This is a genomic window from Deinococcus sp. (assembly GCF_025362455.1).
Lineage (GTDB): Bacteria > Deinococcota > Deinococci > Deinococcales > Deinococcaceae > Deinococcus.
Map to the genome: position 1 here is coordinate 41,844 of NZ_JANYGJ010000091.1, position 22,913 is coordinate 64,756.

General features: G+C 65.4%; 24 protein-coding genes and 2 tRNA genes. 11 read left to right on the forward strand and 15 right to left on the reverse strand.

Translation table 11 applies throughout. The annotated features are described in order from the left end of the window. Nucleotides 1–18: 18 nt before the first annotated feature. The 3 genes from Q0R23_RS06680 to rplS form a co-directional block, all read right to left on the reverse strand. Nucleotides 19–1,005 carry a malate dehydrogenase gene (locus Q0R23_RS06680; protein WP_366520396.1) on the reverse strand — a complete coding sequence of 329 codons (987 nt, stop codon included), beginning with the start codon at nt 1,003–1,005 and terminating at the stop codon, nt 19–21. A 219-nt stretch (nt 1,006–1,224) separates the two neighbouring features. After that, on the reverse strand, nt 1,225–2,484 hold the full coding sequence (locus Q0R23_RS06685) for an esterase-like activity of phytase family protein (RefSeq protein ID WP_293911636.1): 1,260 nt from the start codon (nt 2,482–2,484) through the stop codon (nt 1,225–1,227). 117 nt (nt 2,485–2,601) lie between these two features. Continuing rightward, nucleotides 2,602–3,168, reverse strand: coding sequence for a 50S ribosomal protein L19 (gene rplS / locus Q0R23_RS06690; RefSeq protein ID WP_293911637.1), 567 nt, complete (start codon nt 3,166–3,168; stop codon nt 2,602–2,604). Between the two features lie 601 nt (nt 3,169–3,769). Between rplS and Q0R23_RS06695 the strand changes: the two genes are divergently transcribed. From Q0R23_RS06695 to Q0R23_RS06710, 4 genes are all read left to right on the forward strand, one after another. Continuing rightward, nucleotides 3,770–3,845, forward strand: a tRNA-Asp gene (locus tag Q0R23_RS06695). 3 nt (nt 3,846–3,848) lie between these two features. Then, nucleotides 3,849–3,924, forward strand: a tRNA-Phe gene (locus Q0R23_RS06700). Nucleotides 3,925–4,126: 202 nt separating this feature from the next. Beyond that, complete coding sequence (locus Q0R23_RS06705) at nt 4,127–4,708, forward strand: fasciclin domain-containing protein (protein WP_293911638.1); 582 nt, start codon at nt 4,127–4,129, stop codon at nt 4,706–4,708. A gap of 165 nt (nt 4,709–4,873) precedes the next feature. Further along, a complete protein-coding gene (locus Q0R23_RS06710) occupies nt 4,874–5,854 on the forward strand; it encodes a fasciclin domain-containing protein (RefSeq protein ID WP_293911640.1) in 981 nt (326 codons plus the stop codon). A gap of 67 nt (nt 5,855–5,921) precedes the next feature. Here the strand turns inward: Q0R23_RS06710 and Q0R23_RS06715 are convergent, their stop codons facing one another. Further along, on the reverse strand, nt 5,922–7,424 hold the full coding sequence (locus Q0R23_RS06715) for an RNB domain-containing ribonuclease (protein WP_293911642.1): 1,503 nt from the start codon (nt 7,422–7,424) through the stop codon (nt 5,922–5,924). Nucleotides 7,425–7,675: 251 nt separating this feature from the next. Between Q0R23_RS06715 and Q0R23_RS06720 the strand changes: the two genes are divergently transcribed. From Q0R23_RS06720 to Q0R23_RS06730, 3 genes are read left to right on the forward strand one after another with little or no spacing between them, the layout of a single operon-like run. Then, on the forward strand, nt 7,676–8,767 hold the full coding sequence (locus tag Q0R23_RS06720; protein WP_293911643.1) for a hypothetical protein: 1,092 nt from the start codon (nt 7,676–7,678) through the stop codon (nt 8,765–8,767). Continuing rightward, on the forward strand, nt 8,760–9,392 hold the full coding sequence (locus tag Q0R23_RS06725) for a hypothetical protein (RefSeq protein ID WP_293911644.1): 633 nt from the start codon (nt 8,760–8,762) through the stop codon (nt 9,390–9,392). The genes Q0R23_RS06720 and Q0R23_RS06725 overlap by 8 nt, the downstream gene beginning before the upstream one ends. Before the next feature lie 36 nt (nt 9,393–9,428). Further along, complete coding sequence (locus Q0R23_RS06730; RefSeq protein ID WP_293911645.1) at nt 9,429–9,785, forward strand: DUF2089 family protein; 357 nt, start codon at nt 9,429–9,431, stop codon at nt 9,783–9,785. A gap of 206 nt (nt 9,786–9,991) precedes the next feature. On the opposite strand, the gene Q0R23_RS06735 is transcribed toward Q0R23_RS06730, so the two are convergent. The 5 genes from Q0R23_RS06735 to Q0R23_RS06755 form a co-directional block, all read right to left on the reverse strand. After that, nucleotides 9,992–10,207: a hypothetical protein gene (locus tag Q0R23_RS06735; protein WP_293911646.1), complete on the reverse strand. Its 216-nt coding sequence runs from the start codon at nt 10,205–10,207 to the stop codon at nt 9,992–9,994. Nucleotides 10,208–10,387: 180 nt separating this feature from the next. Continuing rightward, complete coding sequence (locus Q0R23_RS06740) at nt 10,388–11,521, reverse strand: Gfo/Idh/MocA family oxidoreductase (protein WP_293911647.1); 1,134 nt, start codon at nt 11,519–11,521, stop codon at nt 10,388–10,390. A 317-nt stretch (nt 11,522–11,838) separates the two neighbouring features. Further along, nucleotides 11,839–12,060: a hypothetical protein gene (locus Q0R23_RS06745; RefSeq protein ID WP_293911648.1), complete on the reverse strand. Its 222-nt coding sequence runs from the start codon at nt 12,058–12,060 to the stop codon at nt 11,839–11,841. A 309-nt stretch (nt 12,061–12,369) separates the two neighbouring features. Continuing rightward, complete coding sequence (locus Q0R23_RS06750; protein WP_293911649.1) at nt 12,370–12,882, reverse strand: hypothetical protein; 513 nt, start codon at nt 12,880–12,882, stop codon at nt 12,370–12,372. A 96-nt stretch (nt 12,883–12,978) separates the two neighbouring features. Further along, nucleotides 12,979–13,128, reverse strand: coding sequence for a hypothetical protein (locus tag Q0R23_RS06755; RefSeq protein WP_293911651.1), 150 nt, complete (start codon nt 13,126–13,128; stop codon nt 12,979–12,981). A 117-nt stretch (nt 13,129–13,245) separates the two neighbouring features. Here Q0R23_RS06755 and Q0R23_RS06760 point away from each other — a divergent pair, with 117 nt between their 5' ends. Next, nucleotides 13,246–14,151, forward strand: coding sequence for a GNAT family N-acetyltransferase (locus tag Q0R23_RS06760; RefSeq protein ID WP_293911653.1), 906 nt, complete (start codon nt 13,246–13,248; stop codon nt 14,149–14,151). 52 nt (nt 14,152–14,203) lie between these two features. Here the strand turns inward: Q0R23_RS06760 and Q0R23_RS06765 are convergent, their stop codons facing one another. Both Q0R23_RS06765 and Q0R23_RS06770 read right to left on the reverse strand, forming a co-directional pair. Then, on the reverse strand, nt 14,204–14,659 hold the full coding sequence (locus tag Q0R23_RS06765; protein ID WP_293911654.1) for a hypothetical protein: 456 nt from the start codon (nt 14,657–14,659) through the stop codon (nt 14,204–14,206). 49 nt (nt 14,660–14,708) lie between these two features. Next, nucleotides 14,709–15,152 carry a hypothetical protein gene (locus Q0R23_RS06770; RefSeq protein ID WP_293911655.1) on the reverse strand — a complete coding sequence of 148 codons (444 nt, stop codon included), beginning with the start codon at nt 15,150–15,152 and terminating at the stop codon, nt 14,709–14,711. Between the two features lie 359 nt (nt 15,153–15,511). On the opposite strand from Q0R23_RS06770, the gene Q0R23_RS06775 reads away from it, so the two are divergent. Further along, nucleotides 15,512–18,088, forward strand: coding sequence for a S8 family serine peptidase (locus Q0R23_RS06775; protein WP_293911656.1), 2,577 nt, complete (start codon nt 15,512–15,514; stop codon nt 18,086–18,088). A 72-nt stretch (nt 18,089–18,160) separates the two neighbouring features. On the opposite strand, the gene Q0R23_RS06780 is transcribed toward Q0R23_RS06775, so the two are convergent. The 4 genes from Q0R23_RS06780 to Q0R23_RS06795 all read right to left on the reverse strand — a co-directional run bounded on the left by Q0R23_RS06780 (nt 18,161) and on the right by Q0R23_RS06795 (nt 21,263). Continuing rightward, nucleotides 18,161–18,649, reverse strand: coding sequence for a DinB family protein (locus tag Q0R23_RS06780; protein ID WP_293911658.1), 489 nt, complete (start codon nt 18,647–18,649; stop codon nt 18,161–18,163). Nucleotides 18,650–18,661: 12 nt separating this feature from the next. After that, nucleotides 18,662–20,224, reverse strand: coding sequence for an ATP-binding protein (locus Q0R23_RS06785; RefSeq protein ID WP_293911660.1), 1,563 nt, complete (start codon nt 20,222–20,224; stop codon nt 18,662–18,664). A 103-nt stretch (nt 20,225–20,327) separates the two neighbouring features. Next, a complete protein-coding gene (locus tag Q0R23_RS06790; protein ID WP_109827840.1) occupies nt 20,328–21,005 on the reverse strand; it encodes a response regulator transcription factor in 678 nt (225 codons plus the stop codon). A gap of 45 nt (nt 21,006–21,050) precedes the next feature. Further along, the gene (locus tag Q0R23_RS06795; RefSeq protein ID WP_293911663.1) at nt 21,051–21,263 is read right to left on the reverse strand and encodes a hypothetical protein; all 213 of its coding nucleotides are present in this window, start codon (nt 21,261–21,263) and stop codon (nt 21,051–21,053) included. A 78-nt stretch (nt 21,264–21,341) separates the two neighbouring features. Here Q0R23_RS06795 and Q0R23_RS06800 point away from each other — a divergent pair, with 78 nt between their 5' ends. Next, the gene (locus Q0R23_RS06800; RefSeq protein WP_293911665.1) at nt 21,342–21,980 is read left to right on the forward strand and encodes a MarC family protein; all 639 of its coding nucleotides are present in this window, start codon (nt 21,342–21,344) and stop codon (nt 21,978–21,980) included. A gap of 127 nt (nt 21,981–22,107) precedes the next feature. Further along, the gene (locus Q0R23_RS06805; RefSeq protein WP_293911667.1) at nt 22,108–22,656 is read left to right on the forward strand and encodes an HNH endonuclease; all 549 of its coding nucleotides are present in this window, start codon (nt 22,108–22,110) and stop codon (nt 22,654–22,656) included. Nucleotides 22,657–22,913 lie beyond the last annotated feature (257 nt).

Consider the following 22,913-nt stretch of genomic DNA (forward strand, 5'->3'; position numbering starts at 1 on the left):
TCTTATGTGCTTTCCGGCTTACTTCACCAGACCCAGTTCGCGCACCGCGTCTCGCTCCTCGGTCAGCTCCTGGGCGGTGGCGTCCATGCGGCCCCGGCTGAAATCGCTGATGGGCAGACCCTGCACGATGCTGTAAACGCCGCCTGTCACCGTCACCGGAAAGCCGTAGATCAGGCCCTGCGGGATGCCGTAGCTGCCGTCCGAGGGAATGCCCATGCTGACCCACTCGCCCTCACGGGTGCCGTGCGCCCAGTCGCGCATGTGGTCGATGGCCGCGCTGGCGGCACTGGCCGCGCTGCTGCTGCCCCGCGCCTCGATGATGGCCGCGCCGCGCTTGGCGACGGTGGGGATGTACTCGCCCTCGTACCAGGCCTGATCCACCAGGTCCAGCGCCTGCTGACCGTCTACCGTGGCCTGCGACAGATCCGGGTACTGGGTCGAGGAGTGGTTACCCCAGATGGTGATGTTCTTGATGCTGCTCACCGGCTGGCCCGTCTTGGCGGCGAGCTGTGAGATGGCGCGGTTGTGGTCGAGCCGGACCATCGCCGTGAACTGCCGCGCGCCCAGGTCCGGCGCGTTTTGCTGGGCGATCAGGGCGTTGGTGTTGGCCGGGTTGCCGACCACCAATACCTTCACGCCCTTGCTGGCGACCTTGCTCAGCGCCTCGCCCTGCGGCTTGAAGATGCCGCCGTTGGCGCTCAGCAGGTCGCCGCGCTCCATTCCGGCCTTGCGGGGCATGGCGCCCACCAGCAGGGCGTAGTCGGCGCCTGCAAAGGCCACGTTCGGGTCGTCGCTCATCACGGTGCCGTGCAGCAGAGGGTAGGCGCCGTCGCTCAGTTCCATGACCACACCGCTGAGCGCTTTGAGGGCCGGAGTGACTTCCAGCAGTTGCAAGATGACCGGCTGGTCGGCGCCGAGCATGTCGCCCGCCGCGATGCGAAACAGCAGGCTGTAGCCGATCTGGCCCGCCGCTCCGGTCACGGCGACACGTACAGGTTCTTTCATGACTATTTTACTCATGGGTTCACTCATGGGTGGTTCTCCTGGGGGAATCGGTGCGCATGGAAGCTGGTGCGCTCTGAATTCCGGTTTTTGGATTCTCCGGCCCATGCTACCCCACACCCGCCTGAGCCGCCCGGCGGTTACTCGCCTGGTGACGGCAGGGCGAACGGTCGGGGGCCGAAATCCCGCCCCCGGACTCCGGCCCCCGACCCTCAGCAAGCTCTACTTGCGCCCGACTCCGGCGCCCAGCTTCAGCGGCGTGTCGAGCTTGAGGGTCAGGAACTCGCTGGGGTCTTTGACGTCGGCGCCGCGCCCGCCTGTGCCGGGGTAGTTGTTGTCGTTGATGACCAGAATGGTATTGGCGTCCAGCACCAGCACGTCCTCGATGGTGATAAACGGAAAGCGGAAGGTGGTGCCCAGGCCCGCCAGGTTCTGCGGGTCGCTGATGTTCAGCAAGTCGGCCACTTCGGTTTTGACGAAATTTCCATCGGCGCCCTGTTTGGTCAGGTCGATGCTGTAGATCTTCTTGAGCTTGGCCGCCTCGCCCGACGCCTGGTCGCGCTCGATCACCAGGTATTCGTTGTCACTCACCACCGTCAGGTCGCCAATCGAGTTGGCCGGGTCTTCGAGTTTGTAGCGGCCAATGATCTTGCCGAAGGTGCCGGTGGCCGGGTCGAAGTCGTACAGGCGCAGCGTGCTGGGCGCGTCGCCGAGCACCGAGCCTTCCAGCAGCGGATAAAGTTTGGTGCGGGCCGGGTTGCTGGCCAGTCCCTCGAAGCCTTTCGAGCTGCCCAGGTTGGCGAGGCTGGTCGCGCCAGGTGCCGGGCTGGCGGCCAGGATGCTGGGGTTGTTCGGCGAACGCACCAGGTCCCTGGTCGGGTCTTTGCCCGCCGCCAGGTCGGGGGTCGGCACCGGGGCGCTCAGCAGCTTGCCGTCATTTGCCACATGCAGCAGGAACGGCCCGAACTCCTCACCGATCCAGAAGCTGCCGTCGGGCATCTGCACAAACGACTCGATGTCGAAATCGGCGCCGGTCAGCAGGCGATCTGTGGTGTTTTCGTTGACGATCAAAAACGGCACTTTCTTGTCAGGGTCGCGGAGCTGAATGAACGCGCCCACCTTGACGCTGCCCGCCCTGCCCGGCGCCGTCTTGAAGCTCGGCGTCACGGTGTACAGGCGCAGCAGAAAGTCTGGGCTGTTGTATTTGCTGCCGTAACCGTTGTCGGGCATGACGGCGTAGCTGAGCGCCGCCGCGCCGAACTGCACGGCGGAAAAGCCCTGCACCGGCTGGCTGGGAAACCGGGGCTGGGCGGCCTTGCTGCCGTCACCCGAAAACTGCCCGCTGGCCGGACCCTCGGCAAAGGTGTCGGCGCTCAGTACCGCGTAGCCGACCAGCTCCGCCGCCTGGCCGGGTCCACTCAGGGCAAGGCCCAGCGAAAAACTCAGACTCAGGGCGGCCACCGACACACGGGAGTTCAGCATGCACTCAGCATTCCGGCAGGCCGTCAGGGGCGGGTCAGGCGACTGCGGCGCAAACCCTGGGGCACAGCAAAACCCCGCCGCTCACACCGGAGGGCGGGGCATGTGAACCTTCGGGACTTACTCGCCCTGGGTTTCGGGGGCCTGCTCGGCGGGCGCGGGCGCCGCTACCGGAGCAGCCGCAGCAGCTTCAGCCGCAGCAACTTCAGCCGCAGCGGTGGCCGCCGCTGCCTGGGCAGCAAAAGCAGTTGCTGCCGTCTGGGCCGCTTCTTCCTTGACGCGCTGGTTGCGGGCGGCGTCTTTCATCACGCGGCCACGGTCGTTCTTGATGCGGGCGGCCTTGCCACGCAGCTCGCGCAGGTAGTACAGTTTGGCACGCCTGACTTTACCGCGCTCCAGAATGGTGATCTTGCTAATCAGCGGGGTGTTGTAGGGGAACACGCGCTCCACGCCCTCGCCAAACGAGATCTTGCGCACGGTAAAGCTCTTGCGGGTGCCGCCGCCGTTGATGGCGATGACCACGCCCTCGAACGCCTGGAGGCGGGTGCGGGTGCCCTCCACGACCTTGGTTTCCACGCGCACGGTGTCGCCCGCCTGGAACTCCGGCACGTCGGCCTTGAGGTGCGGCTGCTCGACGGCGCGCAAGATGGCGCCACGGTTGATTCTGGGAATACGGCTCTGAGTCATACGTTCTCCTTTGTGCTGGCGGACCGCACCACGCCTGACCTGGGGCCAGCAGATGCGTTCACAGAACACGCCATGCGCCGATCACGCCGCACAGCCACCACTCCGCCTCCGGCCTGCGCCGGGGCAACTTGTGAAGTATACAGGCTCAGGCGCCGCCAGGTAAAGCCCGGAAAAGAGGGTGAGAGGGTAGAGGGTAAAGAGGGTGAGGTGGGCGCAACGCACGTCGGGCGTCCAGCGCCTTGCCACTTACGGGGAAAACCGGGGTGGGAAAGGGCGAAGGCCGTCCCGGTGAAGCCAGAGTGAGCCGCCGCGTTGTTGTCACCAGAATTGTCGTGTCCAGGCTCATGATGACCAGGGTTGTTGTGTCCAAGGGCGTCCAGGCCGCTCACTCCCACGGCGGACAACCGTGCCGGGTCCGGACAGGTGCCGCGTGAGACTTGAAAAACGCCGCAGGAGAGGGCGTTGACGTTCAGCTTGCCCGAAAAGTGCAGACCGACGTGACCCGCTCCTGGTGCTCGCCGCCGCCATGTTGACAATGCCGGGGGGCGCGGCTATCCTTTAACCCGCCCGTAAGAAGGCCGTTGGTGTGGGCTGTTGGTGGGGTCTGGTAGTGTAGCGGTTAGCATATCTGCCTGTCACGCAGAAGGTCGCGGGTTCAAATCCCGTCCGGACCGCCAAGCGGCAAAATAGCTCAGTTGGTAGAGCAAACGACTGAAAATCGTTGGGTCGCCGGTTCAAGTCCGGCTTTTGCCACCACCACTAAACCTCGTCTTCGGGCGGGGTTTTTTGCTGTGCGGCGCCTGATTGTGTAACCCCGACCTTGCGCAGCCCCTACTCTGTGTTGCAGCTCACATCTGAACCCCCGAATTGTAATCTGGTGCAATATCAGTTAAAGTCTGCATGAAGACGGACAGTGTTGTCTAGACGGAATTATTAAAGTCGTAGGTGGAGGCACAATATGAAATTAGTTCAAGCATTCGGTGCTGTCAGCCTGACTGTTCTTCTCGCCGCCTGCGTTCCAGCGGCCACCACGGGCAAAGACGGCATGATGGCCGACGGCGCCATGAAAAAAGACGCCGTTATGGCCGACGCGGCAATGGCCAAGGCCCCCGGCACCATCGTCGCCGTCGCGGCGGGCAACCCCGATTTCAGCACGCTGGTCGCCGCCGTCAAAGCTGCCGGACTGGTCGATGCCCTGAACGGCAAAGGCCCGCTGACCGTCCTGGCGCCCACCAACGCGGCCTTTGCCAAGCTCCCGGCAGGCACGGTGGAGACCCTGCTCAAGCCTGAAAACAAGGCCACGCTGGTCAAAATTCTGACCTACCACGTGCTGCCCCTCGAAGCCAAGGCCGCCACGGTGGTGAGCCTGGCCGGGAAGAAGGTCAAGACCCTGGAGGGCACGGAAATCACCATCAACGTCAGCGGCGGCAAGGTCAGCCTGACCGATGCCAAGGGCGGCGTTTCCAATGTGACCGCCACCGATATCGCGGCCAGCAACGGCGTGATTCACGTGATCGACACCGTGTTGATGCCGGAATAGGTTCACATCTCAAGCTCAACTTCCGGTGCCAGGGCTTCGTTCCGGCGCCGGTTTTTACGAATTCTCACTGGCAATTGTAACCTGCTACCAGGTCAGTTAAAGTCTGAGTGAAGACAGACACTGTTCCTCATGCAAAGTATTTAGAGTTACGATTGGAGGCACAATATGAAACGAATCCATGCCATTGGTGCTGTTTTCCTGGCCCTTTCACTCGCCGCCTGCGATATGACCACGACCAAGCCAGAGCCCGTCAAGCCCGGCACCATCGTCGAAGTGGCCATCGCCAGTGACCCGGAGTTCACCACACTGGTGAAGGCCCTCAAGGCGGCAGGTCTGGTCGATACCCTGAGCGGCAAGGGACCGTTCACGGTCTTCGCGCCCACCAACGCGGCGTTCGCCAAGCTCCCGGCAGCGACGTTGACCGATCTGCTCAAGCCCGAAAACAAAGACAAGTTGGTCAAGATTCTGACCTATCATGTGCTGCCTATCGAGGCCAAAGCCGCGACGGTCCTGACCCTGAACGGTAAGACGGTCAAGACGGTGCAAGGCGAGGACATCACTGTCAACATCGCGGGCACCAAGGTCAGCCTGACCGACGCCGCAGGTGGCACCTCCAACGTCACCTCTACCGATGTGGCCGCCAGCAACGGCGTCATTCACGTCATCGACACGGTGCTGATGCCCAAGCCGGTGCCCGGCACGATTGTGGATGTGGCGGCGGGCACTCCTGAGCTGAGTACGCTGGTGAAGGCGCTGACGGCGGCTGGCCTGGTCGATACACTCAAGGGCACCGGGCCATACACGGTGTTCGCGCCCACCGACGCGGCCTTCGCCAAGCTCCCGGCAGCGACGTTGACCGATCTGCTCAAGCCTGAAAACAAAGACAAGCTGGCCAAGATTCTGAAGTATCACGTGCTGCCTATCAAGGCGGAAGCGGCGGACGTGCTCAAGCTGAACGGGCAGAAAGTCAAGACTGTGCAGACTGGCGAAATCACCGTGAATATCACGCCCGCCACCGCCACTACCCCCGTCGCTGTCAGCCTGACCGACGCCAAGGGCGGCAAGTCCAACGTGACCAAAACCGACGTGGCGACCAGCAACGGCGTGGTTCACCTCATCGACACCGTGTTGATGCCCGCCGACTAATCTAAACTCCCGTCAATCAAGTAGCGCCTGGACGACTTCCGGGCGCTGCTTTCATGTGGTCTGCTCCTTAGCGCCGCACTTCACGCAGCCGCACACTCAGATTTGGCAGGTTGATCTCGGCCACTTCCACCCGTAGCAGCTCGCCCACATTCGCCGCCGTGCTCATCAGCGTATCGAGCGCCAGTTCGGGAATCACCACCGTCGCCTGCGGGCCGCGCCGCTCGACCACCTGCGCGTTCCAGACGGCGCCGGGCTGCTGCATCAGCATCACCAGGGTGTAGTGGCGCCGCGTCAGGCGTTCGGCGGTGCGGGTGCCGCCCGCGTTCATCTCGGCCTGGGCGACCCGTGTGGCGATCTCGCCGCCCGTGAGGCCCGGCTGGTCTTTCAGGGCGGCCCGGAGCTGCTGATGCACCACCAGGTCGAGGTAGCGGCGCATCGGCGAGGTGGCCTGGGCGTAGGCGTCGAGGCCCATGCCGTGATGCGGGCCGGGCGCGGGCCTGAACCTCGTGCGGGCCAGGGTTTTGCGCCGCGCCCAGTGGGCTGGAAGGTCGTCGCCGCGCACCTCGCGGGTGGGGGCGTCCTGGGTGGCGTAGGGCAGCGCGATCTCCAGATCGTCGGCGTAGATGGCGGCGGCCCAACCGGCCAGCGTCATGCACTCCTGCACGATGAAGCGCGTCTCCGGGCGCGGCAGCGAGCGAATTTGGACTTCGGGCACGTCGTTCTCGCGCTGCAAGAGTTTGACCCGCACTTCCGGCAAGTCGATGCTCAGCGCCCCTTCGGCCTCGCGCTGCTTGCGGCTGGCGCGCGATAGGCGTTGCAGGGTCACGAAGGGTTCCTCGCCCGCGTCCAGTTTCACTTGCGCGGCGCTGTAGCTCAGCCGGGTGGCCCGGATGCGGGTGAGCTGGACCTCCACCGTGTCGGCGTTCCACTCGGCGTCGAAGTCGATGCTGATGCTCAGCGCCGGGGACGTCTCGTGCAGGCCCAGGCCCAGCGACTGCACCACGCTTTCGGGCACCATGCTGTAGATCTGGTCGGGCAGATACAGGGTGGCGCCCCGCGAGCGGGCTTCGAGGTCGAGTGGGCTGTTCGGTTCGATCAGCGCGGCCACGTCGGCGACATGCACCCACAGCCGGTAGCCGCCCCCCGTCTGTGTATTTACGGTCTCGATGCTGATGGCGTCGTCGGGGTCGAGGCTGCCCTCGTCGTCGATGGCGAAGGCGTCCAGGTGGGTCAGGTCCAGGCGACTCTCGATGGGGAGTTCGGGCACGGCCAGGGTAATCGGGCTCAAATCGATGCCCGCCCGGTCGGCATAGGGCACCCGGAAGCCGTTCCAGAGGCCGTGCCTGAGCAAAAATTCGTGGGCGGCTTCGGGCGTCTCGCTGAGTTTGGCGTCGCGGATGGCCCTGGCCCGCTCGCCTTTACCGCGTGCCAGCAACTCCACCTCGGTGCGCTGGGCGGCGCTCAGCTCAATGACGGGCAGTTCAATGACGGGCAGCTCAGTAACGGACAGTTCAGCAACGGACAGTTCAGCAACGGGTAGTTCGGTGGATGGGTCGTGTGGAGCAGTCATGTCGCCCAGAATAGCGGGCGCGGGGTCCGAACAACGCTGCGGTGGTCGTAGGCGGGACGCCCGGTCAGCGCCCATCACCGCTATGGAAACCTGAGTTTGCCATTCAGCCCGGACCGCCCGAAAAATGTCCGAATATCCGGCCATGAATCGCCCATGAGATTCTAAATGGAAAGTTAAACTTGACATTCTGGTGGTTTTAGGTTTACAACCAGTGGGTAGGCGCTTTCAACCTACGCGCTCACGGAGGATCTATGGACGAGAAGAATGAGCAGCGCCAGAACGCGGCGCTTTCAGGGCAAGGCGCGTTCCGGCAGCAGGTCGAAACCCTGGTGGCCCAGGGCAAACTCACCCCCGAAGAGGCCGCCGATCTGCTCGGTGAGGGCGGCAACGCTGGTGTGAGCGCTGTCGATATGGAGAAGGTGGCGCTCAACGCTGCGCCAGAGGCTGCTCCGTTCACACCAGCAGCCACTGCACCGACCCCGCCAGCGTCCCCCGAAGCGCCAGCCGTCCCCAGCATTCCGGCCATCCCCGGCCTGCCCGGCGTCGGCAGCGTCATCAACAAACTGGTGGACCGCTTCGTCAAGGAAGTCGCGCCGCACGCTGAGAGCGACACCCCCGACGATCTGCGACTGGAGGTCAGCGGCTATTCGCTGATCGTCAGCACCGTGCCGGGCCTGAAGGTGCCGCAACTGGGCGGCGAAACCGAGGGGCTGCACCTGCGCTCAGGTCCCAAAGGCTGGACGGTGGAGCGCGAGGGCGGCGTCAGCATCCGCCTCGGCAGCGTTCACCGGGCTACTTTGTCGGTGCCGTTCGTGCCCAGATACGTCAAGGCCGAGGTCAGCGGCGGCCAACTGGTGCTGCCCGACATCGGCGGCGCCCTGGAGGCCGAGGTGTCCGGCGGCAATCTGCGCGTCGGCGACGTGGGGCACCTCAAGGCCGAGGTGTCGGGCGGCAACCTCAACGCCGGGTCGGTGGCGGGCAACCTGCACCTGGAGATCAACGGCGGCAACGGCACCGTCGCCCACAGCACCACCCTGATCGCCTCGGTCAACGGCGGGCTGCTGAGCTGGAGCGGGCTGCTCAGCTCCGGCCAGCACCGCCTGGAGATCAACGGCGGGGCGGCGACCCTCAACCTGGAGGCGGGCAGCAGCGTGCAGCTCAGCGCCGAGGTGACGGTGGGGCAACTGGTCAGCAACTTCGCGGTAGACAAGCGCGGCGGCCTGCTCAACGCCACCTACAGCGGCAGGCTCGGCAGCGGGGCGGCGGGGCTGTCGTGCCAGGTCGCGGCGGGCCAGGTGCGCCTGAACGCGGCAGATGTGCCCTCGGAGGTCAATCATGCGTGAACAGATTCGCCGGATTCTGGAGCTGGTCCACGCCGGGAGGTTGAGCAGCACCGACGCCGCGCCGCTGCTGGCCGCCCTGCACCCCAAGCTGAACCTGTCCGAAGACGCCCTGGCGCCGCTGTTCGCCTTGCTCGTCGCCGAGGGGTTTGGCCCGGAGCGCGTCAGCGATATTCTGTTCGCCCGCACCGATCCGCCCAAGGCGGCGGCGGCTCGCGGTGGCCCGACCAGCCCACCACCCGGCATGAAAGGCGGCTGGCTGGGCAACCTCGGCAACCTCGGCAACTTTGACGGTATGGTCGAGCGCATCACCGACACGGTGGAACGGGCCTTCGACGGCTCGCCCGCCGCCAGCCGCTCTACTGATGACCGGGGGGCGCCGCGTGCCGGAACCGTCCTGCGCATCGAGATCGAGGACGAAAACGGCGGCAACTACAACGCCAATCTGCCGCTGAGCCTGGCCGCCCATATCCCCAAGATGCTGCCTGCCCACGCCCTCAAAAGCCTGGAGCACGCCGGAATGAGCGCCGAGTCGCTGCAACTCATTCTGGAAAATAACCCCCCGGTGGGGCCGCTGCTGAGCGCCGAGGACCAGAACGGCAACTCGGTGCAGCTCAGCGTCAAGTAGTCGGCGTCAAGTAGTCGGCGTCAAGTAGACTGCGCCATGCCCAGAGCGCTGCCCCTGCCTTTCCCCGACGTGACCGAGGCCCCGCTGGTGACCGGCCTGAGATTTCCCAATGCGGGCATCAGCGTGCAGGGCGAGTTCGAACTCAACGAATTCGCCACCCTGGCCCCCGACAGCCTCGATTTTCTGCGGCTGTACATCAAGGTGCGCGGCAACCTCAAGGAAGTCGAGCGCATCCTGGGCCTGAGTTACCCGACCGTCCGCGCCCGTTTCGACAACCTGCTGCGCTCCATCGGCTACGAGCCTGAGCCCGCCGACCCCCGCGACGAGGTGCTCAGCCAGTTGGAGCGCGGCGCGATCACGCCGGAGGAGGCCGCCAAGAAGCTGCGGCGCTGAGAGTGAACGGAATGACGATGCCCACCGTCTTGTTGCTGTCATCCTGAACGCCGTGAAGGATCTCGCTGTTTAACGACGAGATCCTTCACGGCGTTCAGGACGACAACTCTTACCGGACGGATGCGTCCATCACACTCAAAGGCCAAAGCGGAAGGCCGGGCAGACGTTATGTCGCTCGGCCTGCTTCTTTGTCTCCAGCTCAGGGCTTACTCTTCTTCGGCGACGGCCTGTTCGTTGTACTTGTTCGACAGCACGAAGAAGGTTGGTGCCCACAGACCGACGAAAATGCCGAAGCGCTCGCCGTGGGCACGCTCCTCGACGGTGCCGTCCCTGCCGCCGTTGGTAAACCAGATGATGATCGACGCGAGAATGGACACGAATCCGGCGACGGTCAGGACATTGGAAGTGGTGCGGTTATCCATAGTGATCTCCTTGCGGCGTGGCGTTGGGCGCGGTGCCCGTTGCCTGCCTGGCCCTCGTATTTTAGTCTGAATGGAGCAAGCGGATGACTTTGCAGCTTTACCGACCAAGTGTAGGCCGGATGACGTTCATCTCATCTGGCGGTTCGTCTCATCTTGATGCACTTGTAGACACACCTGCCGTCAGCGGCCCGGCTGAATCTGGGCTGGCTGGTTGCTCACCGTCCTGAACAGGTCAGTGCCGCTCAGCTTCGGCAACACGACGCGCAGGCCGCTGCGCACACTTTCGTAGATGGCGTCCATCAGGCGGTGGTCCTGCACGCCTTCCTCGCCGGGGGTGTACGGCTCGTGGCCCAATCGGATGCACTGCGCGAAGTGATCGACCTCAAGCTGGAACTGGTCGTAATTGGGGAAGCGCACCAGCGTGTCGCCGCCCTCGCCTGAGAGCGTGAGTTTCAGGCCGCTGTACACGAACGCCGGGTCCAGCAGCGCCGCGCCGCCGTCGCCCAGCACGCGCAGGCTGGTGGTTTTGTCGGCGCCGTAGCTGCACAGGGCACTCGCGATGACGCCGCCGGGAAAACCCAGCATGAAGCTCAGCGATTCCTCGACCTCCGTGAAGCGCGGGTCGTCCGTGGGCTGGTGCTGTGCGGCGAACACCCATTCGGGCTCCCGACCCGTCAGAAAGCGCAGGGTGTTCAGGCAGTAGATGCCCACGTCCATCAGCGGGCCGCCGCCTGAGTGCTTCAGTTTCAGGCGCCAGGTGTCGGCGGTGGGTTCGACCTGGGTATGGGCGCTGCTCAGCAGCTTGACCGCGCCCAATTTGCCCTCGGCAATCGCCCTCTTGGCGGCCCAGTGTTCCGGCGTGTACTGGATGCGGTACGCCGCCATCAGCCTGACCCCGGCGGCTTTGCAGGCGGCCACCATCGCCTCAGCGTCCTGGGTCTTGGAGGCCAGCGGCTTTTCGCACAGGACGTGCTTGCCCATTCTGGCGGCCCGCTCGACGAAATCGCGGTGCAGATTGTTGGGCAGCACGATATACACCGCCTGCACGTCGCTTCGCGTCGAGAGCTGTTCGAAGTCGTCGTAGACGTAGGCGTCGGCGTCGGTGAGCCCGGCGGCCCCGGCGACGGCCCGGCCCTTGTCGATATCGCTGGTGACCACGGCGGCCAGGTAGGCGTGTTGGCTGGTTCGCAGCGCCGGAATCAGCGCCTCGGAGGTCAGTTCACCCAGGCCGACGACGGCGTAACCGACGCGCTCCCGCTGGGGTTCGGGGTTGGGAACGGAGGGCGGGGCGCTGGAAAGTGGAGGGTTGGGCATGGTTCTCCTTGAGCGCCGCCAGGTAGAGGCCGGACGACGCCACAAGGTTAGGTTGCGCCGCCCTGAGCTGGATACGCCGCCCCTGGGAAGTCCTTTAGAGAGGCGCAGTTCTTCAAGGAGGCGCGTAAAGTTGAGGCGCGACAATACGCTGTCGTCCTGAGTGCAGTGAAAGGTCTCTGACGGCGCAGCCCTCTGCGGCGCTCAGGCTGAACACTGTTCGAGTTGCAAATGTCGAGGGGCGGCTGGCCGGATCAAGGTCACGACATCCCACACGTACAGCCTGCGCCCTTCGCGCACACGATTTCAGATTTACGACTTCAGATAATGCCGCCGCCCAACATCAGCCGCAGCCCGGCCAGCAGCAGCACCACGCCGCACAGGATCAGGCCGGGGCGACTGTTGCCGATGGCGGCGACAACTAGGCCCACGATGCCCAGCGGCAGCGTGATGAACCAGTTGGTCCAGCCGAAGAAGGGAATCAGGCCCAGCAGCAGACCCAGGGCGGCCAGGCAGCCGACGATGACCGAAGCGACACTCATGCCCAGGAATACCGCAGTCTGCCCCCGAACGTTCCCGCAGTCGGCCTTAAGCTCAGCTTTAAGAAAGCGTTGGATGAGCCAGCATTTGAGGTGAACACCGCCCAAAACAAACGCCCTCCGGTATCGGGAGGGCGCTTTTATGGTTGATGCCGGGTCCATCACGACCCATCCGAAAGTTGACTCTGAGCACACTCACGGCGCTCCCGTTCCGGTGAAGACATAATACGCTGCCAGCGTAGCAAGAGAATGTAATTTAGGTTTGCATAGCTGCATAGCTCCGTCGGCTGCCCTCCAGGCCAAAGGGGAGGGTCAGGTGAGGGTGCTGAACGTGCTCAGTTCGCCCCGGCTGGCGCTGGCCTGCGCTTTGAGGGCGAAGTCCCGGTTTGCCCAGAGCTGCCAGAGGTTGACGACCTGCGCCGCCGCAGAAATCACCAGAGCCAGCCAGCCTACCGGGGAGCGGCCCAGCGGGCTCTGGCCCATGTCCTGCGGCGTGAAGAGTGAAGAGACCAGCAGCAACGCCGTGAGCACCATCTGAACGACGAGCCACACCGAGAGTCTGGCGGTGGTCTGCCGCACCCTCGGTAGATTCACGGAGTCCGCTTTCGATTGGGCGGCCTCGCTCAGTGCGCCTGTCCAGAGCAGATACGCGCCGGTCATGGGGTAGACGATCAGGAGGGCCGCTGCGCCGACGATCAAGCCGATGCCGAGGCTGATCCTGGTTACCCCGCTCAGCTCAGGTAAGATCGACCCGCTCACCACGAGCAGCAGCAGACCAGCAAGTCCGACCAGGCCAGCGATCACCAGAATGACGATCTGCGTCACCTGGAGCCACGTCTGAACCACGCGGCTGGACCGGGCCAGGGTCGAGACCGGCGTCAGGCGGGCGATGTCGCCGACCCAGTTGCGGTAGGCGACGGTTCAGAAGGCGTTGATCGTCAGCCCGATCAAGCCCACCCACACGTTTGCAGCGGACACGGAGCTGGTTAAACTGGCGAAGATACTGGACGCGGCGCCCAGCACCAGGCCAGCGATCAGCAGCGTTCTGAGGAGAGGTGCAGATTGTTGCATTGCCACATTATAACCTGGATCTGGTTGGAGCCTCGCGCCGGATAAGCCAGGCCGGATAAGCCAGATCGCGTAGGCTCACGTTTTGCTCCGCAGCTCGGCGCTGTCCACACTATAGGTATGACTGACATCACCGCGCTTCACGTCCGCGATTTTCAGCTCCCAGACGCCGCTCAGGTCGCTCGACTGGTCACGGCCAGCGTACACGGCCACTGGACCTACACGCCCGAACAGTTCAAGGTGTCCACAGCGCCGGAAAGCTTCCGTCTCGTCGCTGCCGCTCAGCAGGTCCAGGCCACGCTGGGCGTTTCGCCGTTCGGAACCCCCTTGCCCGGCGCCTACCGCCTTGATTTCGCCGGGAACGCCGCCCACTTCAACGCGCTCTATACCCTGGCCCTGACCCGGCTGCCGCAACACGCCCCGGTGGTCGGCGTGGCCCGTGAGGATTTCAGCCCCCAGATGGCCTTCTTCGCCGCCGCCGGGTTTCGCAACGCCTGGCAGTCCTGGGGCGCCCACCTGGACCTGAACCGCTTCGACTTCGCCGCCTTTCAGAAGCTCGAAGAGCGGCTCTTTCTGGACGGTTACGAGGCCGAAATGCTCAGCAATACGGCCCCTGACACCGATTGGGCCGACCTCCACGCCCTGAGCCTTGAAGCCGTGGCCGACGCGCCCCGCAACCCGACCACCACGCCGGACGCCCTCAGCCTGGAGGAATTGCGGGCCGTGATTCTGCAAGGGGAAACGGCGTTTGTGGCGCGGCTGAAGGGCGAAATCGTGGCGTTCACGCGCCTGACCCTGCGCCCCGAACACAAGCACGCCGAAACCGAGCATACCGCCGTCGCTCGCGCTCACCGCAGCCGGGGCCTGGGCACGCTGGTTGGGGCGCGTTCGCTGGCCTGGGCGAAGGCTCAGGGCCATACGGAGGCGAGTACCGGGGGCACCGTGCTCAACCAGGCCATGCTGAAGGTCAATCACCGCCTGGGCTACGTGCCGGAGCCGATGTGGGTCACGTGGCTGCGGAGCTAAAGGCATCGACCGTCAGGCTTGGCAGGCGGGCGACCAGATTAGCGTCGCCAGCTTACTTCGGACACCCTTTCGGCGCTACCAGCTTCAGCGTGCCGTCTGCGCTACGCCTCGCCTCCAGCCAGGGCAGCATCTTCAGCGGCACGTAGATGCGGCTCGCCTCGAAGTACGGGGAAACATCGTAAAGGCGCAGGTCCACAGTGTTCACGCCGCCGATGGTCGGAGCCGAGCCGTGAGCCTCCTTCTCGCCCACCCGGAAGGTCACGCCGCTGATGTAGAAGACGTTCCAGATACGGTCGGCGCTCACCTCCTGATTCAGCACACTCCCCACGTACCGGATCGGCAGATACACCTCGCCGCCGCGCAGCACGGGCGTCAGCGGGGAGCTTGTCACCTGGTCTCGGTACGGCACCGGCACACCCGCCTTGAGCACAGTCGTCGCCGGATAGCACAGCGGAGCGGCCAGGGCGCAGGGTGAGCACGTCAGAGCCAACAGGAGCAGATGCTTCATCCATCCATTCTGGTCGTGCCCGGCTGACCCGTCGTGAGTAACTTGGAGGCTACTTCTTCCTTTTCGCCGCGTACAACTCCACTCCGCCCGCCTTCTCAAACGCTGCCTCCAGCTCGGCCAGCGGCTGCTCCGGCTGGCTGGTGGCGTCGCCCGGCAGCGTGTGGGCGAAAACTTCGGTGGCGTCGGGATACCCGTCCCCGTCGGCGTCGCCGTTGGCGGCCAGCACGGTGTACAGCACCGCGCCGAATTTCGCTTTGGGATCAGCCTGGAAGCCGTTCTGGAGCGCCTGGCCGAAAGAATTCCAGGGTGCGCCACCTTTGGCGTTCACGTGGCAAAACGTGCAGGCCATAACCCCGGCGCTGTACTGCCACAGCGGCTCGCCCTCATCATAGTGGAGCTGGGGAATCGCCTGGAGCCGGAAGGCAGGCATGGCCAGGGCGGGCGCCAGTGTCAGCAGCGCCACAGCCAGCCAGAGCTTCGGGGTGGTCTTCACCTTCAGTTCAGCCACTTCGGCCCCGCGAAGGTGCCGCCCAGGATGTCGTTCGAGTTGAGGTTCAGCCAGGTATCGAGGGCGCTGGCGTAGACGCCCCGGAAATCCTGCTTAAATCGACCAGGGCCACGGCCATGCTGCCGTCAATGTCGTTGAGGAGGGAGTCCAGGGTGATTTTTACGTGATCCGGAAGTGCTCAGACCAGGTGAATCAGACCAGGTGAATCAGACCAGATGAAGACGCCGCAGGACGCGCCCTGATGCGCTGGGGCCAACGCCGCCTGACCCTGGACTGACGCCCGCTTAAGGTTTCCTCATGCCCGGCTTAGGGCGCGTCATACCCGGCACGCTAGGCTGCTTGACATGAAACCAATCCCGTTGATGACCAGGGCCGCTTTGATGCTCGGCGCCGCCCTGAGCGTGGGCGCCCTCGGCGGCGCCTCGGCAGGGCGGCTCTCGCCGGGCCTGCTGACCAAGGCCCGCGCGGGCGACAACACCCCGACCGGCGTGATCGTGCGCTTCGGGGTGGCCAACAACGCCCAGGGCCGCGAACTGTTCAAGAACCTGCGCGTGCAGCTTCAGGCCTCCGTCGCCAAGCTCGGCTCCGACGCGGGTTTTGTCAATCAGGCGCTCCAGGGGGGCACGGCGCTGTGGCTCGATCAGTCGATCTACCTCAAGCTCTCGCCGGTGCAGGCCCGCGTGCTGGCGACCCTGCCCATCGTGGACGAGGTGTTCGAGAACTTTCAGGTGAGCTTGCCCCGTGTGGCGGCCCAGAGCGCGTCCGGCGCTCCGGCAGGCACGCCGTACCAGCTCTCGGCCATCGGCGCGGCGGCGACGCGGGCAGCCGGACTCAGGGGCGGCGGGGTGCGCATCGGCCACCTCGATACCGGCATCGACCCCAACCACAGCGAGTACGCCGGTAAAATCGCCGCCTACGCCGAGTTCAACGCCGACGGCGACAAGGTGGCGAACTCTGCGCCGCACGACTCCAGCAACCACGGCACCCACACGGCGGGATTGCTGGTCGGCAACACCGTGGGCGTGGCGCCCGACGCCCGGCTCATCAGCGCCCTGGTGCTGCCCGGCGGCGAGGGCACCTTCGCCCAGGTGATCGCCGGAATGCAGTGGGTGCTCGACCCCGACAACAACGCCGATACCAACGACGGCGCCAATGTGGTCAGCATGAGCCTGGGCCTGCCCGGCACCTACCAGGAGTTCGTGCCGCCGGTTCAGAACATGCTCAAGGCGGGCGTGATCCCGGTGTTCGCCATCGGCAATTTCGGCCCCACGGGCGGCTCCACCGGCAGCCCCGGCAACATCCCCGACGTGATCGGCGTCGGCGCGGTAGATCAGAATGGCGCCGTGGCCTCGTTCAGCTCACGCGGCCCGGTGGCCTGGACCGGCGCCTACAACGGCACCTTCGTCAAGCCGGACGTGGCGGCGCCCGGCGTGGCGATTACCTCCAGCTTTCCGGGCGGCGGCTACGGCTCGCTGTCGGGTTCCTCGCAGGCCGCACCCATCGCGGCGGGCGCGGTGGCGGTCATGCTCGGTGCCAAGCCCGGCACCAGCCCCGACGCCATCAAGAATGCCCTGTTCAGCAGCGCGTCGAACGGTGGCCAGAAGAACAACAACACCGGCTACGGCGTCATCAATCTGCCGGGTGCCCTGGGTAAGCTGGGCGTGAACGTCCAGGCGCCTGCCCCGGCTCCGGCACCCGCACCGCAGCCTGCCCCGGCCCCAGCTCCGACACCGGCCCCGGCTCCTGCGCCCACTCCGGCACCAGCTCCGGCTCCCCAGCCTGCCCCGGCTCCGCCCCCCCAGCCCGCACCCGCGTCCCCCACGCCTCCGGCGGGCTACACCCTCTGCACGCTGGAAGGCGGAAGTTGCAACAACGTGGCCAACAAGGACGTGGCCTTCGGCGCCGCTGGCAAATACATCTTCGGTGTCAACGACGCCTCGCCCACGCTGCTGTGTACGGTCAAGGAATGGGGCGGCAACGATCCGGCACCGGGCCAGCTCAAAGGCTGCTTCGTGAAAACGGCCAGCGGCCAGGCGCCCGCGCCGCAACCGGCACCCACTCCGGCTCCGCAGCCTCAGCCCGCTCCGCAACCGGCCAACGGCAAACGTCCCACCGTGCTCCTCGTCGATGACGACCGGGGCCAGGGTCCGGACGTGACCGCCGCCCTGCGCGACGCCGTGAAGGCCAACGCCGCCTCCGCCTTTCGCTGGGACGTACAGAGCCAGGGGCCGGTGCCGCTGTCTGAGATGCGCAAGTACAACGTGGTGCTGTGGCTGACCGGTGAGCAGTACGACGGCACCATCACCGCCCAGGATCAGGGCAACCTGGCGCAGTACCTCGATGGCGGCGGCAAGCTGATCGTCAGCGGGCAGGATGTGGGCTACGACATCGGCGAGACCGGCTTTTACAAAAACTACCTCAAGACCCAGTTCGTGGCCGATTCGGCGGGCACCAGCAAGTTCGTCACCAGCGGTCCGCTGGGCAACGCGGGCTACACCCTCAACGCCGAGGGCAGCACCCAGAACCAGTTTTACCCGGACGTGATCGCCGACATCGGGGGCGCCAGCGTGGCGGCCACCTGGGGCAGCGCCGGAGCCAACGCGGGCACCATCCAGGCCCAGAGCATCCGCACCGACAGCAACCGCAGCCGCGCCCAGGCCAAAGCCGCCGATCCGCGCGGCCTGGTCAAAGAGGTCACGGCCCAGACCCTGCGCCAACTGATCGCCCAGGCGGCCAGCGGCAACGGCAAGGTCCGCCAGCCACCCGTGCGCGCCCAGTCGGCGGGTCAGCCTGCCGGGGCCATCGTGCTCAACGACGCAGGCCGCTACCGCACCGTCAACATGGGTTTTGGCCTGGAGGGACTGAGCCCGTCGGCGCGGAGTGCGTTGCTGAAGGCGGTCTTCGACTGGTTGATGAGGTAAGGGAGTAGGTAGTGGGGAAGCCCGCTCTCCGTAATGGGGGGGTGGGCTTTTCGCTGCTGGCGACAGGCAAAGTCAGGGCAGCGCAAGGTCGGTATCCGGGCCAGGTGGGTAAGGATGACCCAGAAGGCGGCCCAGCGCCAGCATCTGGCCCTTGTGATGGAATTCGTGGGTGATCGGGTGCAGCACCAGCCAGCGCTGGGTTACGTGCAGCGGGTCGTACGGTCCGTCCTGTACAGTGATCGGCGCGTCCAGGTCGGTGAAGCGTCCGAAGGCCGTCTCCAGCACGTCGTTCACCTCGCGGAATTGTTCGCGTAGCGCCGAAACGTCTTCAAAACTCTCAGCGTCAATCCATGGTCCGTTCCGATTGAGACCCAGGCCGCGCTGGCCCACCCACAGAAGATAACAATCGGCGATGTGCGCCTGGATATTCCGCAGACTGCCGTAAGCAAAGTCCGGGTGCTCGGTGCTCAATACGCCGGGTGGGAGGGTTTCCAACCAGGCAAAGACCCGCTCGCGCGAACCCTTGACCCAGGAATACAACAGCCGCAGTTCGTCATTCATCTTGTTTTCTCCTCACGCCACGTCCTCGTCGAGCATCGCCACCTTGCCCCTGGGCAGCCAAACGTTCACGGTCGTCCCGTGTCCCACCTCGCTCTCGAACCAGATGCGGCCCTCATGGGCGTCCACGATGCTGCGGGCAATCGCCAGGCCCAGTCCGGCGCCGCCCTGGTCACGGCTGCGTGACTCCTCGACGCGGTAGAAGCGGTCAAACAGCCGCTCCAGGTGCTCCGGGGCGATGCCGGGGCCGTCGTCGCTGACGCTCAGGCGCACGCCGTCCTCGCCGCGTATACCCCTGTCTGCGCGGCTGCTCAGCTCGACCCGTGTGGACCCGGCCTTCAGCGCGTTGCTGACCAGGTTAATGATGACCTGCTTGAGCCGGTCCGGATCGCCCTCCAGCGCCTCGTCGCTGCCGGTCACGTTCAGCACGGCGTTCTGGGCCTGGGCCAGCGGCTGCAACTCGCGGGCGATGTCGCCCATCAGTAGGGTGGGCAGCACCGGCTGGCGCCTGAGCACCATCACGCCGCCGTCGGAGCGGGCCAGGTCCAGCAGGCTGCTGATCAGATTGGTGAGCCGCTCGGCCTCGCTGCGAATAATCGTCAGGCTTTCGCGCTGGCCCTCGCTGGGGTCGGTGCGGCGCAGCAGGTAGCTGGCGTGGCCGCTGATGGCCGTCACAGGGGTCCGCAACTCGTGGCTGGCGTCGGAGGTAAAGCGCCGCTGGGCCTCGAACGAGCCTTCCAGTCGCCCCAGCATCCGGTTGAGCGACTGGGCCAGGGCCTGCACCTCGTCCTGGGTGGGCGGCTCCGGCACGCGGGCGCTGAGGTTCTTGCCGCCGATCAGCTCGGCGGCCCGCTGCACCTGCCGCAGTGGCCTGAGCGCCTGCCCCGACAGGACGTAGGCGCCCCCGCTGCTGATGAACAGCCCGGCGATAAACAGCACCAGCATCAGCGAACGCAGCCGGTCGAGCGTGTCGTAGGTGCCCTGGAGGCTGCGTCCCACGTACACCAGTGCAGGCTGAGTCTCGTCGGTGTTCTCGATGATGGATTTGCCGGTCTGGACCTCGGTCAGTTGCACGTACACCTGGGTCGGCACCGGTTCCTCGAAATCGGCCTGGGTCGCCGTGGTCAGCTCCAGGCCCCGGTCCGGGTTGCTCAGCAGCTCCAGCAGTTGCTCGTCGCTGAGCACCACCGGCGAGCCCTGGGTAATGCCGGAATTGACCGGCTTCTCGCGCTGCATCCGGCGCAGAAAGCTCAGCTCCTTCTGGCGGTCCTGGGCGCTGCCCTGCAACTCTTTTTGAATCACCTCGATGCTGGGAAACAGAAATTCGACCTGCACGCGGTAGTTGGGGAAGTTCTGGCGCAGCTTCGAGAGCGTCGGGCTGGGCGAGGTGCCGGTCTCACCGTCGCCCGGCGTCAGGGTCAGCCGGGTGATCTGACCGAAGGTATTGCCCCGCAGGTCTTCTTTGATGCTGCCGATCAGGCGGTTGCGCATCAGCCCCAGCACCAGCACCGCCAGCAGCAGCAGCAGCGCCGTGAGCAGCACCGTATAAAACAGCGTCAGCCGCCCGCGCAGGGTCACGAGGGCGGCTCACACGAGGGCGGTTCACTCAGTCTGGCCAACATGGGCTCAGTCTAAGGGTAGGTGATGAAGACCTGCCTCCAATACCCGTCTCGGCAGGGCGTCATTCCTCGCGCAGCACGTAGCCGACGCCGCGCACGGTATGAATCAGCCGTCGTTCGCTGCCCTCTTCGAGTTTGCGGCGCAGGTAGCCGATGTAGACGTCCACCACGTTGCTGCCGCCGGTATATTCGGGCCAGACCTTTTCCTCGATTTCAAAGCGGCTAAACACCTTGCCGGGATTGCGGGCCAGCAGTTCCAGCAGCTCGAACTCCTTGGCCGACAGCTCGACGCGCCGCCCGCCCCGGAAGATCTCGCGCCCATCTAAGTTCATGACCAGATCGGCGACGCGCACCTCACCGGTCACGGCGGGGTTGACCCGGCGCAGGTGGGCGCGCACGCGGGCCAGCAACTCCTCGATGGAAAAGGGCTTGATGAGGTAGTCGTCGGCGCCGGAATCCAGGCCCTCCACCTTGTCCTGAATGCCGTCCTTGGCGGTCAGGATGATGATGGGGGTGTTGGAGGTCTTGCGCACCCGGCGGGCCACTTCCAGGCCGTCGAGCACCGGCAGCATCAAATCGAGGATCACCAGATCGGGGTTGACTTCGCGGAATTTGGACAGGCCCGTCACGCCGTCGAAGGCGACCTCGGTGGCGTAACCCTCGGCGGCCAGCTCCAACTCGATAAAGCGGGCGATGTCTTTTTCGTCTTCGATGACGAGGACAAGCGGCTTTCGTTCCATGCTTCTACCCTACGGCCCATTCTCATGAGAAGGCCCGCGTAGGGCTTAACTGCTTTTCATCTGGAGGGCCTGGGCAGCGGTCAGCACGGCGTTTGCTGCTGGTAAATAGGGGCGGTAGGCCCGGTGGTCCAGTCCGGTGCGCGGTTGCGGTGCAGGCCAGGGTTTCGCCGGGTGCCCGCGCCGCGCCGCGCCCGCCACAGCCGCCGCGCCCGCCACAGCCGCCGCGTTGGCCTCGCCCGCGTCCCGTAAGCTCAGCACGGCGTAGTGGCTCCTGCCGAAAGCCGGGAGAGTGCCGCCTTTCTCAGTCTCCAACCGGCGCTGGGTTAGGCTGGACCCATGAACACCACGGCCCTCCTGAGCACCGCACTGCAAACCTTCCTGACCATGCTGGTGGTCATGGACCCCATCGGCCTGGCGCCGCTGTACATCGGCCTGGCCGGGGACCGCCCGGCGGTTGATCGCCGCGCCATCGCCCTGAAAGCCTCGCTGGTGGCGGGCGGCATCATTCTGGTGTTCGGGCTGCTGGGCAAGCCGCTGCTCGACCACCTGGGCATCGACCTGAGCGCCTTTCGGGTGGCGGGCGGCATCCTGCTGTTTCTGATCGCGCTCGATATGGTCTTCGCACGCGGCAATCCCAGCCGTGAGAACGCGGGCGAGGAACACGAGGCCCAGACCCGGCCCGACATCAGCGTGTTTCCGCTGGCGATTCCGCTGATCGCCGGGCCGGGCACGCTGGCCAGCATCATGATCCTGGCGGGCGGCGCACACGGCAACCCGCTGCTGCTGAGCGCCGTGTTCGTGGTGACGGCGGGCGTGCTGCTGCTGTGTTACCTGGCGCTGAGGTTATCCGGCCAGATCGCCCGCGTGATCGGCGAGTCGGGCGTGCATGTCGTCACGCGGGTGCTGGGCGTGCTGCTGGCCGCGCTGGCAGTTCAGTACGTCGCCGATGGGGTGCGGGGCTTTCTCGGCGCTTGAGCGCCGCACCATCAGACTGAGCAATTGAGCCTCCCAGGCGGCACTTTCCGGTGGCCTGCCTGCTGGTCAATGGGCCTAAGCCGTTCGGCGCAACATTTTTTCGGCGATTTGACACTAAACTGACGCCATGAACGGGCCAGAGATATCTCCTGTGCCTGTACGGGTGGCTTTGAACCTGAACGTGCCGCGCGTGCTGGTGCTGAACGCTTCTTTTGAACCGCTGCACGTTACCAGTGCCAAGCGGGCCATCACCCTCATTCAGTACGGCGTCGCCGAGGTGCTGGAAAACAGCGACGACGTGGTGCGCTCCCCCAGCACCGTGCTCAGCGTGCCCAGCGTGATCCGCTTAAGGCGCTACATCCGCCGCCCCCGCGTCCACCCGATTCCGTTCAACCGCCGCAATGTCTTGCGCCGCGACGCCTACACCTGCCAGTACTGCGGCGACAAGGCCGACCTGACCCTTGACCACGTGCATCCCCGCTCACGCGGCGGGCGCCACGGCTGGGAGAACGTGGTGGTGGCCTGCCGCCCCTGCAACCAGCGCAAGGGCGACCGCACGCCCGAAGAGGCCGCCATGCCGCTGCGGCTGCGCCCGCGTGCCCCCAGCTTCGGTTTCTACGCCCAGGGCCAGTTCGCGCAGGACCGCCACGAGTGGCACAAGTATCTGGGGAACTGAGGGGGAGGCTTGTGGCGCGTGGCTTGTGGGAAAAGATTTGGGGAGTGAGGGGAGCGCCGACGCCAGTGGAAGCTGGGTCGGCGTTTTTCTGTGGGTGATTCCACTCGCCCCGCCAGAGTGCGATCATGGATCATGTTCAAGTTCACGACAACGGCGCTGCTTGCCGCGCTGACCTTTTCTCACGCATCGGCTCAGTCCTCGCTAGCACCTATCCCTGCCGACCCTGCCTGGACGCTGAGCTGGAGCGACGAATTCAA

Coding starts and splice junctions, on each gene's coding strand:
- Q0R23_RS06740 (WP_293911647.1), bottom strand. CDS start 11,521: ATGCCCAACCCTCCACTTTCCAGCGCCCCGCCCTCCGTTCCCAACCCC.
- Q0R23_RS06720 (WP_293911643.1), top strand. CDS start 7,676: ATGGACGAGAAGAATGAGCAGCGCCAGAACGCGGCGCTTTCAGGGCAA.
- Q0R23_RS06705 (WP_293911638.1), top strand. CDS start 4,127: ATGAAATTAGTTCAAGCATTCGGTGCTGTCAGCCTGACTGTTCTTCTC.
- Q0R23_RS06710 (WP_293911640.1), top strand. CDS start 4,874: ATGAAACGAATCCATGCCATTGGTGCTGTTTTCCTGGCCCTTTCACTC.
- Q0R23_RS06790 (WP_109827840.1), bottom strand. CDS start 21,005: ATGGAACGAAAGCCGCTTGTCCTCGTCATCGAAGACGAAAAAGACATC.
- Q0R23_RS06745 (WP_293911648.1), bottom strand. CDS start 12,060: ATGAGTGTCGCTTCGGTCATCGTCGGCTGCCTGGCCGCCCTGGGTCTG.
- Q0R23_RS06765 (WP_293911654.1), bottom strand. CDS start 14,659: ATGAAGCATCTGCTCCTGTTGGCTCTGACGTGCTCACCCTGCGCCCTG.
- Q0R23_RS06730 (WP_293911645.1), top strand. CDS start 9,429: ATGCCCAGAGCGCTGCCCCTGCCTTTCCCCGACGTGACCGAGGCCCCG.
- Q0R23_RS06800 (WP_293911665.1), top strand. CDS start 21,342: ATGAACACCACGGCCCTCCTGAGCACCGCACTGCAAACCTTCCTGACC.
- Q0R23_RS06760 (WP_293911653.1), top strand. CDS start 13,246: ATGACTGACATCACCGCGCTTCACGTCCGCGATTTTCAGCTCCCAGAC.
- Q0R23_RS06775 (WP_293911656.1), top strand. CDS start 15,512: ATGAAACCAATCCCGTTGATGACCAGGGCCGCTTTGATGCTCGGCGCC.
- Q0R23_RS06715 (WP_293911642.1), bottom strand. CDS start 7,424: ATGACTGCTCCACACGACCCATCCACCGAACTACCCGTTGCTGAACTG.
- Q0R23_RS06780 (WP_293911658.1), bottom strand. CDS start 18,649: ATGAATGACGAACTGCGGCTGTTGTATTCCTGGGTCAAGGGTTCGCGC.
- Q0R23_RS06680 (WP_366520396.1), bottom strand. CDS start 1,005: ATGAAAGAACCTGTACGTGTCGCCGTGACCGGAGCGGCGGGCCAGATC.
- rplS (WP_293911637.1), bottom strand. CDS start 3,168: ATGACTCAGAGCCGTATTCCCAGAATCAACCGTGGCGCCATCTTGCGC.
- Q0R23_RS06685 (WP_293911636.1), bottom strand. CDS start 2,484: ATGCTGAACTCCCGTGTGTCGGTGGCCGCCCTGAGTCTGAGTTTTTCG.
- Q0R23_RS06755 (WP_293911651.1), bottom strand. CDS start 13,128: ATGCAACAATCTGCACCTCTCCTCAGAACGCTGCTGATCGCTGGCCTG.
- Q0R23_RS06735 (WP_293911646.1), bottom strand. CDS start 10,207: ATGGATAACCGCACCACTTCCAATGTCCTGACCGTCGCCGGATTCGTG.
- Q0R23_RS06725 (WP_293911644.1), top strand. CDS start 8,760: ATGCGTGAACAGATTCGCCGGATTCTGGAGCTGGTCCACGCCGGGAGG.
- Q0R23_RS06805 (WP_293911667.1), top strand. CDS start 22,108: ATGAACGGGCCAGAGATATCTCCTGTGCCTGTACGGGTGGCTTTGAAC.